The sequence below is a fragment of the Ruegeria sp. SCSIO 43209 genome (assembly GCF_019904295.1).
Taxonomy (GTDB): Bacteria; Pseudomonadota; Alphaproteobacteria; order Rhodobacterales; family Rhodobacteraceae; genus Ruegeria.
Map to the genome: position 1 here is coordinate 155,938 of NZ_CP065360.1, position 16,199 is coordinate 172,136.

At 58.3% G+C, this 16,199-nt stretch carries 17 protein-coding genes; 6 read left to right on the forward strand and 11 right to left on the reverse strand.

The window, feature by feature from the left end; genetic code table 11:
• Nucleotides 1-68 precede the first annotated feature (68 nt).
• Both I5192_RS18980 and I5192_RS18985 read left to right on the forward strand, forming a co-directional pair.
• Nucleotides 69-959, forward strand: a complete 891-nt coding sequence (locus tag I5192_RS18980; protein ID WP_223118358.1) for a LysR family transcriptional regulator — start codon at nt 69-71, stop codon at nt 957-959.
• A gap of 458 nt (nt 960-1,417) precedes the next feature.
• Nucleotides 1,418-2,830 (forward strand): sodium:solute symporter, encoded by a 1,413-nt coding sequence (locus I5192_RS18985; protein ID WP_170609217.1) that lies wholly within the window; start codon nt 1,418-1,420, stop codon nt 2,828-2,830.
• Nucleotides 2,831-3,279: 449 nt separating this feature from the next.
• Here the strand turns inward: I5192_RS18985 and I5192_RS18990 are convergent, their stop codons facing one another.
• Nucleotides 3,280-3,699 (reverse strand): MerR family transcriptional regulator, encoded by a 420-nt coding sequence (locus I5192_RS18990; RefSeq protein ID WP_170417953.1) that lies wholly within the window; start codon nt 3,697-3,699, stop codon nt 3,280-3,282.
• Nucleotides 3,700-3,844: 145 nt separating this feature from the next.
• Here I5192_RS18990 and I5192_RS18995 point away from each other — a divergent pair, with 145 nt between their 5' ends.
• Nucleotides 3,845-4,168 carry a hypothetical protein gene (locus I5192_RS18995; protein WP_170418031.1) on the forward strand — a complete coding sequence of 108 codons (324 nt, stop codon included), beginning with the start codon at nt 3,845-3,847 and terminating at the stop codon, nt 4,166-4,168.
• 4 nt (nt 4,169-4,172) lie between these two features.
• Complete coding sequence (locus I5192_RS22585; protein WP_237215937.1) at nt 4,173-4,391, forward strand: GDCCVxC domain-containing (seleno)protein; 219 nt, start codon at nt 4,173-4,175, stop codon at nt 4,389-4,391.
• 211 nt (nt 4,392-4,602) lie between these two features.
• Here the strand turns inward: I5192_RS22585 and I5192_RS19000 are convergent, their stop codons facing one another.
• Together I5192_RS19000 and I5192_RS19005 are read right to left on the reverse strand one after the other, a co-directional pair.
• Complete coding sequence (locus tag I5192_RS19000) at nt 4,603-5,079, reverse strand: DUF411 domain-containing protein (RefSeq protein WP_170417950.1); 477 nt, start codon at nt 5,077-5,079, stop codon at nt 4,603-4,605.
• A 284-nt stretch (nt 5,080-5,363) separates the two neighbouring features.
• Nucleotides 5,364-5,777, reverse strand: coding sequence for a heavy metal-responsive transcriptional regulator (locus tag I5192_RS19005; protein ID WP_170417943.1), 414 nt, complete (start codon nt 5,775-5,777; stop codon nt 5,364-5,366).
• Nucleotides 5,778-5,866: 89 nt separating this feature from the next.
• Between I5192_RS19005 and I5192_RS19010 the strand changes: the two genes are divergently transcribed.
• Entirely contained in the window at nt 5,867-6,895 is a 1,029-nt protein-coding gene (locus tag I5192_RS19010; RefSeq protein ID WP_170417940.1) for a lysylphosphatidylglycerol synthase domain-containing protein, read from the forward strand.
• Nucleotides 6,882-8,132, forward strand: a complete 1,251-nt coding sequence (locus tag I5192_RS19015; protein ID WP_170417937.1) for an MFS transporter — start codon at nt 6,882-6,884, stop codon at nt 8,130-8,132. The genes I5192_RS19010 and I5192_RS19015 overlap by 14 nt, the downstream gene beginning before the upstream one ends.
• 292 nt (nt 8,133-8,424) lie before the next feature.
• On the opposite strand, the gene petA is transcribed toward I5192_RS19015, so the two are convergent.
• From petA to I5192_RS19055, 8 genes are all read right to left on the reverse strand, one after another.
• Nucleotides 8,425-8,973: a ubiquinol-cytochrome c reductase iron-sulfur subunit gene (gene petA, locus I5192_RS19020; RefSeq protein ID WP_050605700.1), complete on the reverse strand. Its 549-nt coding sequence runs from the start codon at nt 8,971-8,973 to the stop codon at nt 8,425-8,427.
• A 325-nt stretch (nt 8,974-9,298) separates the two neighbouring features.
• Nucleotides 9,299-9,577 (reverse strand): DUF2933 domain-containing protein, encoded by a 279-nt coding sequence (locus I5192_RS19025; protein ID WP_170417934.1) that lies wholly within the window; start codon nt 9,575-9,577, stop codon nt 9,299-9,301.
• The gene (locus tag I5192_RS19030; RefSeq protein ID WP_255612171.1) at nt 9,574-10,908 is read right to left on the reverse strand and encodes an APC family permease; all 1,335 of its coding nucleotides are present in this window, start codon (nt 10,906-10,908) and stop codon (nt 9,574-9,576) included. Before I5192_RS19030 ends, I5192_RS19025 begins: the two co-directional genes overlap by 4 nt.
• The gene (locus tag I5192_RS19035; RefSeq protein WP_255612173.1) at nt 10,905-13,256 is read right to left on the reverse strand and encodes a copper-translocating P-type ATPase; all 2,352 of its coding nucleotides are present in this window, start codon (nt 13,254-13,256) and stop codon (nt 10,905-10,907) included. The genes I5192_RS19030 and I5192_RS19035 overlap by 4 nt, the downstream gene beginning before the upstream one ends.
• 66 nt (nt 13,257-13,322) lie before the next feature.
• Nucleotides 13,323-14,372 (reverse strand): YncE family protein, encoded by a 1,050-nt coding sequence (locus I5192_RS19040; protein ID WP_170417931.1) that lies wholly within the window; start codon nt 14,370-14,372, stop codon nt 13,323-13,325.
• Nucleotides 14,373-14,504: 132 nt separating this feature from the next.
• A complete protein-coding gene (locus I5192_RS19045; protein ID WP_152460765.1) occupies nt 14,505-14,864 on the reverse strand; it encodes a hypothetical protein in 360 nt (119 codons plus the stop codon).
• An 84-nt stretch (nt 14,865-14,948) separates the two neighbouring features.
• The gene (locus I5192_RS19050; RefSeq protein ID WP_157054266.1) at nt 14,949-15,317 is read right to left on the reverse strand and encodes a hypothetical protein; all 369 of its coding nucleotides are present in this window, start codon (nt 15,315-15,317) and stop codon (nt 14,949-14,951) included.
• Nucleotides 15,314-16,036 carry a TVP38/TMEM64 family protein gene (locus I5192_RS19055; RefSeq protein ID WP_370644465.1) on the reverse strand — a complete coding sequence of 241 codons (723 nt, stop codon included), beginning with the start codon at nt 16,034-16,036 and terminating at the stop codon, nt 15,314-15,316. Before I5192_RS19055 ends, I5192_RS19050 begins: the two co-directional genes overlap by 4 nt.
• Between the last annotated feature and the right edge of the window lie 163 nt (nt 16,037-16,199).

The following is a 16,199-nucleotide window of genomic DNA, read 5'->3' on the forward strand; positions in this document are numbered from 1 at the left end:
ATTGTCGCTTGGAAATTCGTCACAGTATTCGTGGCCGCCGAAGGGCAACAAACATGATTGACACGAAATTGGCCGTTGCCGTGAAAGCTCTCGCGCGAGTGGGAGGATTTCGTGAAGCAGCCGCAGCTGCCGGGGTTTCGCCAGCCACATTGTCCCGTCGGATTTCGCAGGCGGAGGATTATGCAGGAAAACGTCTATTCGAACGCAGCCGAAACGGCACCACACTGACTGAAGCCGGGCAAAAGTTTCTTCAGCTCTTATCCGATTTGGACACGGCGGGGAATTCCTTTGAACGCGGCGTCGCGGCTTTGCGCGATGAAGGCGCAAGTCTTCTTGCGATCGGGTGTGGGCCACTGACGACGCGAACCATTATTTCCCCCAGCCTCGAAAAACTCCTTTCTGAAATGCCGGACCTGCGGGTCCGGATCGATGTGAGGGCCACCAAAGAGCCGCTCGAAGCTCTGCGCAGCGGCCGTATCGATATTGCCGTATGCGACCTTACCCATACACCGGACTTGAGTGACCTTGAGATCCAGGTAGCACACCGCAGGCCCGTTTCATTCTGGGCGCGACCAGAGCATCCTATTCACGCAGAAGCACCGGTACCTTTAGACAAACTCTTTCGACGGCCTCTTATGGCGCCATTTTTGCATAAGCATTGGCGCGCAACGTTTGCAGAAATCCTCGGAGGTGATGCCCAAGCCTGGGAGCTTGCGGAGCGACTCCCTCAGATCGAATGCGACGATTATGGGATGCTCATCGATTTGGCGTGCCGATGCGACATTGTCTGTGGCGGCATGACCGACGCGTTTGTGGAACATGCAAAACTTGAACGCCTTAAGCAGGTTACCACTCAGACCGAAATTCAATGGAATATCTGTTTCGCGCGCCGAAGAAACCACCGCTTTGACTCATTGGATGTGCTTTGGCGGATATTGCGGACCGAATTCGGGGTGTAAATCGATGAGCCAGATCAATATCTTTGAGACGGACCGCAAGCACCGCACCTTAACGATCGTCTGACGGGTTACACCAGCATGGCGCCAAGAGACGTGAAGTTGCCTGGCTGACCCGAAACCATGCAAGCTTCTTGTAAGATAAGTTGGAACCGTGCAAACCGCCGAGGATGATATGAGTTTCAATCTTGCAGAGCCAAAATCATCTACAAACCGCATCGAAACCAGCGAAACAGTATTTTGAGATTGTTCAAACTCTTCAAAGCAAATCGAGACTGCAATCTGACACGGCTTCTTCCTTTCCGGCGGTTGGATCGTTCGCGCGAGCACCTAGCCGGGATAGCTGAGGCGACTCAAACTGTCATCTTGCTTGAACCTGGGTTCGGCAGCTGCAACCAAATTTTGAGGGCCCATCAGAAGCAATTTGGGGAAACCCCTGCATGCTTTGGAGGTCCAAGCCTATGAGTGCCGCTACAAGCTACGCTCTGGCGGCCTATTTTTTGGCTCATATCGGCGTTGCTATTTGGGCGAGAGCGAAGCGCCGCGGAACGATCGAGAGCTATTATCTCGCTGACCGCGATATCGGCATGTTTGCCCTGACGGCCACCCTCGTTGCCTCCGCCGTGAATGCTCTCGCAGTCACTGGAACCCCAGCGCTATTTTACACTGGCGGCGTTCTATTCTCGCAGATGTTTGTAGCAGTATTAATGACGTCGGCGCTCGTTTGGTCCTTTGGGCCGACGATCGCCAAGCAAGGACGCCAAGGTGGAATTGTCACCCAGGCAGAGTATTTCGGCAGTCACTACGGATCCCGCAATGTTCAATTATTGGCCGCCCTGCTGGGACTTCTGTCGCTACTCCCGTTCCTAGCCGCGCAGATTGTCGGCGTCGGCAAAATTCTCGCCGGAGTTTCCGGCGGTCAAATACCGTTTGAAACTGGAGTGATAAGTTGTGCGCTCGCTATTGCGATCTACGTTTTCTTTGGCGGTGCAAGAGCCGTTGTCGCGAGCGATGTTCTGCAGGGCATCATCATCCTTATTTTCTTACTTGCCTCCGCTTTTGTTTTGATCAGTGCGCAGGGGGGAGTATTTGAGGTGCTCACTCAAATTAGCCTGTCAATGCCAGACAAACTTGTATTCTCCGCAAGCAATTTACCGCCCTTCATAGATAATTGTCTGTCCTGGTCATTTGCGTTCTTTCTCTGGCCGCACATGTTCCAGCGCCTGTTGATGGCGCGAAAAGAAACTCGAATCCAGTACGTCGCTACCATGAGCTGTCTGTCCTACTTCGTTGTCGTACTCTGCATTCTAGCTACGGCGATGGCCGCGACGGTGCACTTTGGCGATGTTCAAATTGATCCGGATCGCCTGGTACCGGCCGCGTTGAGTGCGCTATGGCCCGTCGGTGGAACTATTCTTATCGTCGCTATTCTTGCTCTCGCCATGAGCACGATTGACAGCATTGTATTGACGTCCGGATCAATCTTGTCGCGCGATTTCCTGTCACAAACAACCCAGTCTGGCGACGAAGTGCATAATACCACGATTTCGCGAGTTCTGGTTTTGCTCATTATGGCCCTGGCGATTTCGATTGCTGTGACTGAGTTCGGTACTCGAACGGTCCTTCCCTTGGTCACCTTAAGCGCATCGATCGCGACACTGGCGCTGTGGCCATTGCTCGGTACCGTTTGGCCAAAAGTGAGCACCACGGGCGTTATCCTCACGCAAGTCAGCGGGCTGCTAGCCATGATCTATGTTTTTGCAACTGGGAACAGTCCGTTTCAGCCGCTTGGTTCGGCATCCACAGCGTTTATTGTCTCGGCTGCGGTGTTTTTGGCGACGACGCTGGTCTTTCCTCGAAAAGGATACACTTAGATGAAAGGGTGTATTGCACCCGCTTTCCTACTTTAGTGAATTTTGCGACAAAGCCTCAATGAGGTGCGGGATTCCCATACTGGCAAAACAGTGGTGCTTGTCTGTGCATGGGACAATGGGCAAGTAAATGTTGCATCTGACGGTGGGCTGAAGGTGGTAGAGCTTTCCCCCACAGCGCGCCTTCGTCTTTGAGAAATTGGTCCCGAGGATAGAAAGATTGCCTTGAGATCGCAGAACTCAACATAATTTCACTTATGCTTCCGCAATCTGTAGCCGCAAAGCTCAAATGTCACCCATGAGCAATTCAGGAATGTCACTCTCGCCTGCGATGAGGACAGGCAGAGAGTTCGGGCATGGGGTGGGTAATGATGAGCGAGCCGGATTTGAGCCGCATTGTAGTCTTTCCGCAAACTGAGTTGGCCAGATTCGATCCTTTCCGGGCGTTGCAATTAGGTGTCGTTTATTTTTTCTTTGGCGATAGGCTCGTTGAGCAACGCCGTTAGCAGGGGGCATGAGGCCGTACCCTCGGTGCAGGTCTGCACAAGTTCTGCCAGTGCTTGCTCCAACCGTTGGAGGGCGGCGATTTTTGACCTGACGTTGTCGAGATGTCTTGTTGCGACGTCTTCGACGTCACGACAAGCTTGCTCGGGCGCTTTGGACAATTCGCGAAGTGCGCATGCACCCTGAATGGTAAAGCCAAGATCGCGGCAGCGTTTGATGAATCTGAGCTCGGAGATTTCCCGTTCCGTGTATGCGCGGCGTCCCGAGGCGGTTCGACCGGCTTTCTCGACTATGCCTTCCCGTTCGTAGTAGCGGATCGTCTCGACCGACAGACCGGTCAATCTCGCCGCTTCGCCAATCGCAATCATGTGATGACCTTTCCCTTGAACCTGTAGCTACTACAGGGTGCATGTTGTCGGTCATGATGTCGAATTTCACATACCGCGCGAAGCAAAAATCGAGGAAGTCGAACCGGCTTCCGCTCGAGTTCGTCAAAGCCGGAGAAAGCTGACCATGAGCAAGTTTGTTGGCGCAAGCTTTCTTGGATCGTTTACCGCACTTGGCGTTGCGACCTGCTGCATCTTGCCGATGGCCTTGATTTTGCTTGGCTTGGGAGGGAGCTGGCTGGCCGTATTCGGCAAGATCGCCGCCGCGAGTTATTACGTGCTCGGCGGTTCGACGGCCCTGCTGTTTCTCTCTGGCATCGTCGCGTATCGCCGTGGTTCGCTCGACCGCTTCAAATGGTGGCTGACAGGCAGTTTTGCGTTGACGGCCATCGCTTGGGTTATCGTGCTCAACGAAATCCGAATAAATGATTTCCTGATAACCTTGATGTGACGCCATGAGTGAAAAGCACCCGAACCTTGTCAGCACGATCATCTGCCCGGAATGTGGACATTCAAGGCCTGAAACGATGCCAACAGACGCGTGCCAGTGGTTCTACGAATGCACATCTTGCGGAAAAGTCCTGAAGCCACTTCCCGGCGATTGCTGCGTCTACTGTTCCTACGGATCGGCCCCATGCCCGCCAATTCAGGCGGGCGACAAATGCTGCGGTTGATACGGCGACCGGGATGTCGGTTTTGTCCGCAAAGCCGGTCATCAGGCTTTGCGGACGCAGGTATTTTTTCACCGTAGGCTGGAACTTGCCCGGTAGGACAAGGCAGGCGTGAAGTCACGGATCAACTGGTTTGCCGTGAAGAATGTCACGTAAACCAGGCAGCAGAAGCGAGCGCCGTGTTTGTCAGGATCTTGCCAGCGCCATCGGGAAATTATGCGGCCGGGTAGCTGGCGAACACCTCTGTGGTTCCATCCTTGCGGATCAGAAAGACGTCGAAGGCTTCGCGTTCACTTTCCGGCCCCATGCCCGGTGAGCCGAAAGGCATTCCCGGAACCGACAGTCCGACAGCATTCGGGCGTTCGCCCAGCAGGCGCCGAATGTCAGCGGATGGGACGTGTCCTTCGATCATGTAGCCCTCCACGCGACCCGTGTGGCATGACATCATGCCCTCCGGAATCCCATTGGCGGTTTTGTAAGCGTTCAAGGCCTCCCAAGCACTGTTTTCCACGCCTACTTCAAAACCTTCCGCCCGCATGATTTTGATCCACGATCCGCAGCACCCACAATTCGGATCCTTCAGGACATGGATTGAGGGACCGGTTTTCGCGAAGGCGGGAAGCGCCGCGCTGCACGCAATTGCCGCGGCTCCTTGCATCAAGCGGCGGCGGCTCAGGTTATTCATTGTCATGTTCCCTCTTGGGTAAACTTGTCTTAAACCGATATAAAATCGCACCGGTAGGATAAAAGCTGGACCGCATTTACAGGGCCGACTTGTCCGTCACCCTCCGACACTCATCAGATATGGCTTTCTGGGCGACGCAGGGATTTCTCACAATGATCTGGCGCAAACTCTGCTCGGAAGCGGAACCCTCGCTCTCCTTTTTTCGCTGCACCTGCCGTTCTGGGTCCTGCTTGGCAATAACCCGGTTCGCAAGCAACGCCGCTACCCTCCGTTCAAGGCCGGAATTGCGCCTATTTCTCACTGCTGCGTTCTATGGCGCCCACGATCGAACAGTTCTGAATTCCACCACGCCCCGGACACGCCGCGATCAGCTCGTCCAGATTGTTCCTCAACCGTGCAAGCCCTTCGATCCGTTCCTGAATTTCGTCCCGCTTTTTGCGCGCTCTGGCCTGCATCGCGACGCACTCGGTATTTGGTGCCGTGCGCAACTCCAAAATTTCCGCGATTTCTGCCAGCGAAAATCCGAGCTTCTTAGCGCCGGATATGAATTTCAGCCGCCAAAGCGTGTCACCACCATAGTCCCGCGCGCCGCCGTCAATTGGGCGCGGCGGCTGAGTGACAAGGCCCTTCTTTTCATAAAATCTGATCGTCTCGACGCCTATCCCGGTCTCGCGCGCGGCCTGGCCGATCTTGAGTGGTTGCATCGCGGTCTCCCTCCGTCACCGTCATCTTGACACCGTATCATGATACGGAGGTTAAAACATTGAGGTCTTGGTAGTTGCGAGGATGTCAAATGCGGACCTTCCTGAAACGGTGGCTGCTGCCGATATTCGGCTCCGCCCTGGCGCTCTATCTGGTGTTTGCGCTCTACGGCAGCCTCGATTTTGCGCTGTTTCTGCAGGGCCTGCGCGGAGCCAACATGTTCTGGATCGCGATTCTTGCCGCCACCATCCTGCTGGAGCAGCTGATGAGCGGCTGGAAGTGGCGGCAGATCCTGTTCGACGTGAAACCCGTCGGCACCCTGCGGCTGACGGGGGCGCTACTGGCAGGTTATGGCGCAAATGTCCTTGTCCCGCTCGGCATCAGCCCGCTGGTCCGGGCCTGGCTGGTTGCCCGGCTCGACCGCTTGAAGATGGCGACCGTGCTTGCAACCGCGATCATCGCCCGGTTCCTCGACGGCGTCGTTTTCGCCCTTTTTGCCGGAGCGGTGGCCGCCGCCGGCCAGATTCCACAGATCGAGGGTGACCTGCGGCTGGGATTGAGCGTTGCGGGCCTGTTGAACCTGATGCTTTTCGGCAGCCTGCTTTGGGTTCTGTTCCGGTTCCGCGCGTCACTTCTGAGCGAGGACCCTCTGGTCTGCCGACTCTTCGACTGGGCTGCCGCCCGCATCGGGGCCGATGGCGCGTATCTGCGCACCGCGCTCGGTGAAGGGATCGTCTGGCCACAGGCACGGGCCCGCCGCGTCGCCGCCATTGCCGCAGCCATTGCGGGTAAGCTGGTGGCGACAACCCATTTCCTGTGGGCCGGGCTGGCGGTTGGCGTGGTGCTGAGCGCGTGGGATTACCTGTTCCTGATGGTGTTTGCCGGGTTCGCCATGGTTCTGGGTCGTTTCGTGCGCATCCCGGCGAGCTTTGTCTTTGGGGCGGGGTTCGCGCTCAAGGTGCTTGGCGTTCCGGACGAAACCGCCCTTCTGATGATCCTGTTCAACTATGTGCTGACGATCCTTCTGGTGGTCGGGATCGGCCTGACGGTGTTGTGGCAGAGCGGCATCGACATCCGCCGCGCCCGGGCGGAGGCAGAGGCGGCGAATGGCAAGGCGTAATCCCGAAGACACGAGATTTTGGCGCATCGCTGGTGCTGGTGCGGTGTTTCAGGGCGGGTCGGCGGCGGTGGACAGCGCGACGGTGGTGGCCAGTCTGGTGCATATGCTGACCGGTAGCGCGCTGGCCGTGGGCTATGCCAGCACGGTCCTGCGTCTTGGCTGGCTGCTGCCCCAGTTCGCGGTGGGCTACCTCGCCGAGCGCACCGATCGGCGGATGCCGTTCTACGCCCTTGGTGCCTATGGGCGGGCGATCACGGTCGCGATGATCGGTATTCTTCTGTGGTGGGGGGCCGACTGGCCTCAGGTCGATTGGCCTCCGGTTCCGCTGGCGCTCGGGATGCTGGGATTGTGGACGGTCTATGCCTTTGTCAGCGGCGTGGTCGCGGTGCCCTACAACGACATCGTCGGCCGGGCGATCCCGTCCGAGCGCCGCAGCCGGATGTTGGCCTGGCGCTTTTTCGGCGGCGGTGTTCTGGCGGTTCTGGTGGCGGGCTTTCTGCGACACGCGCTCGACGTGATGCCGCCGCTCAGGGCCTATGCGCTGATCTTCTGGCTCGGCGCGGTGCTGATGATCGTCTCTGCGACGCTTTTTGTCTCCGCGGGTGAGCCCGCTACCGCTGCAAGGGCGCCACGGGACCGTCCTGCCAATCTGTCTGGATTTCTGCGCGAAGGTTTCTCGACGCTGCGGCAGGACCACCGGTTCCGGCTGTTCCTGATCTTCCAATGGCTTGGTGCAGCGACGCTGATGGCGTTGCCGTTCTATGTCGTTGCCGCCAGCCGCAGCGGCCTCGGGGCGGCGGATGTCGGAACGCTGTTGGCGGCGCAGACTGTCGGCGCGCTGGCCTCGAATCCGCTCTGGGGCCACATCGGAGACCAGGCGGGCAAATTGCGCCTGCTGGGGATAGTGGCACTGGTGCGTCTCGGACCTCCGGTGCTGGTTTTGCTGCTTGTGGTCACGGGTTCGGGGCTGACCGGTTTCGCGGTGCTGTTCTTCCTGATCGGCGCGATGATGAACGGGGTGACCATCGGCTATCTCGGCTATTTGCTGGAGATCTCGCCCGACGACCGCCGCCCGGCCTATTCCGCGTGGTTCAACAGCTTTGCGGCCCCGGCGGCGCTGGCGCCGCTTGTGGGCGGTGTGGTGGTCAGCATGATCGCCATCGAAGCCGTGTTCATCGCTGCGATCCTGGCCGCGCTGGGACAGGTCGCGATCGCCGCGCGGCTGACACGGGGTTGAAATAGCACCTTGTTCAGGACCAAAGCGTTTCCTCTCAACCCGCAATTCAGATGCGATCCTGTCAAAAGGCAAGATGGCATGTCTAAACATGGGCGAAGCAGAAAACGTTGAGCGCAGCGATTAGAATTGTTCCGTTCAGAACATGACGGCGAGGTCTCTTCTCGAAAACTCCAGAAAGCGGGGTACATGTCGAATTCCGCCACATAGCATCGCGGCGCTGATCGAGGGATATTCGAGGACTGACAAACGAACTTGGTGAGGCACGCGCCTCTGAACAAAGTTCACCGCGCCGTCACCCAATTTTGACCCGTGTGTCGGTGACGAACTCGTAAGGGGGCAGATCGAGGTTGCGGGGCGCGGGGCCTTTCCGAATTCTGCCAGACGTGTCGTAATGTGAACCGTGACACGGACAGAACCAACCGTCCCAGTCTCCGGTGGGTTCGCTGCCGCCCTGCCCGAGTGGTATGCATCCCAGATGGGTGCAAACGCCAATAACTACCAGCCATTCCGGTCGCTGTACGCGCTCGGCGTCAGGTTGCGGGTCGATCATTGGTGCATCGTCTTCTGCTATCGCCAGCGCGATCCGCTCTTTAGTCCGGTGGTCGATAAAGATCGGCTTGCCTTTCCATTTAACAGTGATCCTCGTTCCTGGTCCGACACCTTCAAGATCTATGTCGACAACGGCTTGGGCGGAGATGTCTGCACTGGGGTTCATGCTGTTAACAAGTGGCCAGACCGCCGCGCCCGTGGCCACGATGGCGGCACCGCCGGTGACGAAGTATAAGAAATCGCGCCGAGTTTCAGGCTCTGAAGGTGCCTGTCTTTCAGAAAATTCAGACATATTGTTCCTCCTGTGCGTCAGGACGGGTTCATCGAATTATAGGACTCGGACGAGGTGGATCAGTCGCCTTGGTCCTCTTCTTCACCGCGATGCCCCATTCCCTATTCATCAGAGTGATCTTCGTCGGTGTCACCGTGCAATGCCTTTACAGTTAGTGCACCGGCCGTCAGGTGCAGTTCAGTTGCTGCTCTCCGAATTGGATTTGCTAACATGGCAATTTCCCTTCCTTATTGGGTTACAAATTTGTTCTGATCAGTTGGCCGTTGCTGCTCCTTGTTGCGCAGTGTTCTTGCCGCAAAGCCGCCAGCCATACAGGGCGCCGTTCTCAGTGTTTGCCGTGGCCGCGATGCATTAAGAAATGCATGCCCACGCAGACCAGCAAGAACAGCAACGGAGAACTGAGCAAAGGATAGAGTGTCTCGCGGTATTCCCAGCCCAGAACAGCGGCGCCCAACGCGATCGCAATGACAACCGGGAGCCAATTACGCTTGGCACCGTTGGCCGTCTGATCTTCGGTTTTGGGCGCTTCGGCCGTTACGTCAGAGCTGACCCTTTCGGTCGTCTCCTGTGTGGCGCGGGTTTCGTCGAAATTTGATTGGGTCATAGCTGATTTGTCTCCTTTTCGATGATCCATTGTTTGAGAAAGATGCGCTCATAGACGAAGACCAAGCCGATGCCAGCAACGGCATATACTACGATCATCGGGTCGGAGCGCAGCTTGAGTATTGTGAACGCGGTCAGGACTACGCAGTCCAGCGCCAGGGCGGTCAGCAAGACCCATCCACGGGCTTTGATCTGACCGCGCAAGCGTCGCCAGACACCCCAATGCACCGCCATGTCCATCACCAGGTAAAAGAACGCCCCCAACGAGGCGATGCGAGACAGGTCGAACAACACCGCAAGCAGGCCCGCAATCACGACCGTGTAGATCAGCGTGTGAGACTGGATGCTGCCCGTCATGCCGAAATGGCTGTGCGGGATCATCTTCATGTCGGTCAGCATCGCCAGCATCCGGGACACAGCGAAAACGCTGGCGATCAGCCCCGAGGCCGTCGCCACCATCGCCAGCGCCACGGTCAGGTAGAACCCGCCCTGCCCCAGCACCGGCCTGGCAGCCTCGGCCAGGGCATAGTCCTGCGCCGCGCGGATTTGCTCGGGCGGCAGGCTGACACCGACGGCAAGGGCGACCAGCAGGTAGACCACCGCGCAGATCGCGATCGAGATCATGATGGTGCGCCCGACATTGCGGTGCGGGTCGACGATCTCGGCCCCGCTGTTGGTGATGGTGGTAAAGCCCTTGAAGGCGAGGATCGACAGGGCTACCGAGGCGACGAACCCCAGCGGCGCGGCCGGTTCCGAGCCCTGAACCTGCCAGGTTCCGCCCGCAGCCCAAAGTGCGGCGATGCCGAATATTGCGATCCCGCCTATCTTGAGCGCCGACATGATGATCGACCACAACCCCACCGACCGGTTGCCCGACCGGTTCACCGCATAGGCAAAGACGATCAGCGCAACAGCGACCAAAGACACCAGCGGTCCGCTCTCGATGTTGAACGGGCGGAGCGCATAGGTCGCGAAAGTACGCGCGACGAGGCTTTCGTTGATCACCATCGACAGTGCCATCAGCAGCGAGGCCGCCGCCGCAACCGCCCCGGGCCCATATGCCTTGGTCAGGATCATGGCGATGCCGCCTGATGAGGGCCAGGCGTTGGACATGGCGATATAGGTATAGGCGCTGAAAACCGTCACCACGGCCCCGACCACGAAGGACAGCGGAAACCATGGCCCCGCCAGCCCGGCGATCTGTCCGGTAAGTGCAAAGATCCCAGCGCCAATCATCACGCCGGTCCCCATGGCGACGGCTCCGGTCAGCGAGATTGATCCGGGCTTCAGCGCGCCACTGGCGCCGTGGGTACTATGCTCGTGCGTGCTCAAATCTTCGCCCCCCGCAATCGCAGCGCATTCAACACCACTGAAATCGATGAAGCACTCATAGCGAAGGCCGCAAACATCGGGCTGATCAGGATGCCGAAAAGCGGGAACAGAAGACCCGCCGCCACCGGAACGCCCGAGGCGTTGTAGATCAGGGCAAAGAATAGGTTTTGCCGGATATTGCGCATGGTAGCGCGGGCCAGCCTACGGGCGCGCACGATGCCATCAAGGCTTCCGTTGACCAGCGTGAAGCCTGCACTTTCGATCGCCACGTCGGCACCGGTCCCCATGGCGATGCCCACATCGGACTGCGCTAACGCGGGTGCGTCGTTCACTCCGTCACCCGCCATGGCGACCTTTGCGCCTTTCTCCTGCAGTTCGCGAATTATGCGGGCCTTGTCCTCGGGCAGTACGTCGGCTCGAATCTCATCGATACCCAGACGTTCGGCCACCGCCTTTGCAGTGCGTTCGTTGTCGCCAGTCGCCATGATGATCCGGAAACCCAGTTCGTGCAGCGCCTTGAGTGCGGCTGGTGTTGTTTCCTTGACCGGGTCGGCGACGCAGACCAACCCCGCCACTGAACCATCAAGCATCACGAACATCACCGTTTCGCCGTCATCCCGACGCGCATTGGCCTTGGCCGTCAGTTCGGCCGCCTCGAGTCCGAGATCGGTGACCAGTTTCAGATTGCCGAGCGCGACGGGGCGGCCATCCACCGTGCCTTTCACGCCTTTACCAGTCACCGCCTCGAAGTCACTGGCGTCGGACAGGGCTACGCCACGTTCCTCGGCTCCTGTGACGATTGCCTCAGCTAACGGGTGCTCCGAGCCCTTCTCCAGCGTTGCGGCCAGCCGCAGCACCTCGACCTCGTCATGGCCAGGTTCGGGTAATACAGCCACAAGCTTTGGCTTGCCCATGGTCAGCGTGCCAGTTTTGTCGACGATCAAAGTATCGATCTTCTCGAACCGCTCCAGCGCTTCGGCATTTTTGATCAGCACTCCGGCCTGCGCCCCGCGCCCCGTGGCCGTCATGATCGACATCGGAGTGGCCAGGCCAAGCGCGCACGGGCAAGCTATGATCAGTACCGACACCGCTGCGATCAAGGCGTAGGAGAGCGCCGGAGCCGGTCCCCAAATTGCCCATGCAATAAAGGCCAGCGCAGCTATACTTATGACCGCCGGTACAAACCAGCCCGCCACTTTGTCAGCGTATTTCTGAATTGGTGCGCGCGAGCGTTGCGCGTTGGCCACCATTTCGACAATCTGGGACAGCATTGTGTCAGAGCCCACTCGGGTTGCTTCGATCACAAGGCTACCGGTGCCGTTGATTGTGGCCCCTGTGACCGGCTCGCCTTGTACCTTTTCGACCGGAACCGGTTCGCCAGAGATCATGCTTTCGTCAACAGATGAGCGCCCTTCGAGTACAATGCCGTCTACTGGCACCTTGTCGCCGGGGCGTACGCGAAGGCGGTCACCTACCTGTACTTCTTCAAGCGGAATTTCCTCTTCACTGCTGTCAGGGCGGATAATGCGGGCGGTCTTTGCGGCCATGTCCAGCAAAGCGCGGATTGCCTTTCCTGTGCCTTCGCGTGCCCGCAGTTCCATCACCTGCCCGAGCAGAACAAGTGTAACGATAACTGCGGCCGCTTCGAAATAGACCCCAACATGGCCTTCTGAATCTCGAAAACCGTCCGGAAATATGTGGGGCATCAATACGGCGACAACGCTGAACAGCCACGCGGCCGAAACCCCCATGGCAATCAACGAGAACATGTTCAGGTTCATGGTGCGAAACGAATTCCACCCTCGTTCCAGAAATGGCCAACCGCACCAAAGAACAACCGGAGTGCCAAGTATCAGTTCAATCCATAGGGTTGTTCGCTCACCAAAAATCTCTCGCACACCAGACAGCCCAACGTAGGGGCCCATCGTGAAAACCAAAAGTGGAAGCGTCAGAATCGCACCTACCCATAGGCGCCGGGTGAAATCCACCAGTTCCGGGTTCGGCCCCTCGTCCACCATCGCCGCGCTTTCCAGCTCCAACCCCATGCCGCAGAGTGGACAGGACCCGGGATGGGTTTGCCGCACCTGCGGATGCATCGGGCAGGTATATACGGGTCCGTCATAGCCTGTCGGAACGATGTCATATTCACCGTTCTCGTCCGTCGCGCCATGATGCGCGGAATGGTGGTGATGCGCATGCGCATCCACCTCGCCCTCGGGCACAAGGTGCATCCCGCATTTGGGACAGTCGCCGGGCCCAGATTGACGCACGTCAGAATGCATGGGGCAGACGTAAGCGACCTCGGTCGGGCCGTTCGCGTGGATTCTGATGTCGTGGTCTTCTGTCATGTTCTGCTCCCTGGTTTAAGCTTTGGTCGTAGAGCCGTTTAATTACGCAATGCCGGGCACAGTCCTTCAGGGCAGAACAACCATCTGGTGGCCCTCACCCAGTATCGGCATTTCGGTAATAGCCGTCAGGCTGACTTGATCGACGATCCAGACCTTCGGTTCGGTTCGGCTTGATACCATCACTTTGCCTGAGTTCGGTATGGTCGTCAGGTGATAAGGTGCCGGTGACAGGTTGGTCGAGCGCTGTTTGCCCGTAGCAAGATCAATCGACAACAACCGGTCGGTGCCTTTGGCGGCCACGAACAGTACGCCCTCGCGGTCGGACAGGCCGATCCCGTGCAACTCGCCTCCAATGTCATAGGTTTCGGTGACAGAACCGCTGGCAAGATCTACGCGGAAGGCCTTGCCACCATCACTGTCGGCTACGAAGGCGGCGCTGCCGGTGGCGTTAAGTACAAGATGCTCAGGGCCTTCGCCGACGGGCATGTTGCGTACGACGAAGCCTTTGACGACATCCACTTCGCTAAGTGTACCATTGCCGGTATTGGTGACATAGACCCTGTCGCCGTCAGGCGCGAATACCGCATAGTTGGGCATTGGCCCGGTTGCTACGAAACCAAGGAAGCTGAGCTTATCGAGATCGACGATCGAAATACCGTCACCGCCCGGATGGGTCGCCACCGCGAACCGCCCGTCGGGCGACACCGCAGTGTGATGCACCGCACCTGGAACCTCGATCTGGCGGACGACCTCGCGTGTTTCCGCATCAAGGATCGTCAGCAGGCTCCGCCCCTTGTCTTTGGGCAACGCAGTGACATCGCGCTTGGCGTGGTGCGCAGCGTGTTCATCCTTGGACATACCTTCGGGTTTTGGTGGCGTTGTGGCCTCGGTTTCTGCGTAGCTGCCCGCGACCAGGTACTTAAAGCCGGGCGCGCCGGCCAGCCCATGGACCGCCACGAGCCTCGGCAGCCGCTCGACGGTCTTGCCGGTTTCGGAGTCGATCACCAGAACCGAGTCCGCGCTGCCTTCGGGAATGAACACGGTTGCCGCCAGCGTGAGCGAAGGCGCAGTCAAAGCTGCGACGGACAGGCCTGCGGCCAGATTGAACAGGGTCATTTAGGTTTCCTTTCGTCAACTGAAACGCGCGCATTGGCGGGCACGTGCAGAAAAATCCGGTAGATGACGGCCATCAGGAAGGGCGTCAAAAGCAGGGTCAGAGCGATGGCCTTCATGGCTTTGTCCTTTCAATCAGTTGAGTTTTGTGCGAGCCGCAAAGACATTGAACAGTCCGCCGAACAGCAACGCGGCGTACCAGCCGTAGAGAAACGCCCATAACAGTCCCAACAGGAATGAGGGCAGGCTGAGCCAAGTCATTCCGGGCATCAGGCCGATCCAAGCCCGGTACATGGCAAAACTTGGAAAGATCAGGTCAAAGGCCACGCACAGCAGGTAGGTTGCGGCCAGAAACAGGCTGAGCGCCCAGCCAAGGGTTGTCACCGGAACACCGGGATGATGTTCTTGTGTCCCCATCACACAGGGGCCACAGGTCAGGCGCAACAGTGCGAATAGCACCACGCCCGTGACGAAAAAGTACAGAATGGTAAGCATGGTAAGTGTCCTGAACTGAGTTGGGCCGCAATCAACGGCTTGGGCAAGACCCCGGAGCGATTCCGGAGCCATTGCCGGTCACGTTCAGGACAGGTTTGGCGGATGTGGTAGTGGTGCGACCGGCAGGCTTGCGCGTGGCCGGAACCGTTCTGGCGCCACGGGCGTAGCAATACGCATCGAGAGCAATTCAGGTGCCGCCATAACTGCCATCGCATAGCAGCCCGGGTGCACTGAGCAGTCTAATTCTTCTGATGGATGAGACGCGGGATACCCACCGCTGTCATCGATCACAAGCTCGGCCTGGGTGGCGGCCTTCGCGATGTCATGCCCGGCATGGGACGGCACAACAGAGATCAGCATCGAAACCACCAACGCACAGATCAACAGGACCTGCAGCCGGCCCATGGCTCGGGCCGTCCGTGTCGCAGTTGATATCCATTGTGCGCGGATCACTTAGGGTTTCCTCCATTCTCCAACAGTTTAGGGCCGCTTGGACCGGTCGCATTGATCTGGCTCAATTCGTGGTCTGAAGAGCCAACAGGCATCTTGCGTTTCCAAGCCAACCAGATAAGTGGCGCCCCCGTCAACAGCCCAAGCCCGATAACCGCAAGGCTGGTGCCGCCTGTCGCGGTTTCGGTAATCTGGCTGCCCAGATGGGCCAGAACGAAACTGGCCAGCAGGAGTCCAGCCAAGGTGGCCAGTGCGAACCGCCAAAATTGAAGTCGGGTCAGACCGGCGGCATAGCTGACCATGTCGAAAGAAACGAAAGGCATCAGGCGGCTGGTGAACACGGTCAACATCAGGGCATTCTGCGATCCAAGCAACCCCAAGTCCAGCTTGTCGCCGAACCACTGGCGCAGCGCGTCGCGCCCCAACCAACGGGCTATCAGGAACGCCAGCAGCGCCCCCAACTCCGCTCCGATAGCAACCAATGCGGTTCCCAGCCCATGCCCATATGCCACCCCGGCAGCGACAGCGATCGGAGCGCTGGGGATTGGGCTGGCAACCACTGCGGCTGTCATGAAGCCGATGATGACAACGGGTCCGAACGGGCCGGCCCAATCCACCCACGCAGTAATGACTTCGCGCGATAGTCCTGCGTCCAACGCGCCAGACAGCCACAACCAGATGGTGGCGATCAGCAACGCGATCAAAACCGCGATGAAAACCAAACGGCTATTGCTGTGCAGGCCCTCCAGCTTTCGTTCCTCCTATGACATAGCCCTCCACCCCTAAACGGGAGTGACGGATTCCGAGGTCACTTAGCGATGTATTTGATCAGCGCTACGATCGCCAGAACGATCAACACTGCGATCAGCAACATCCAGATCATTC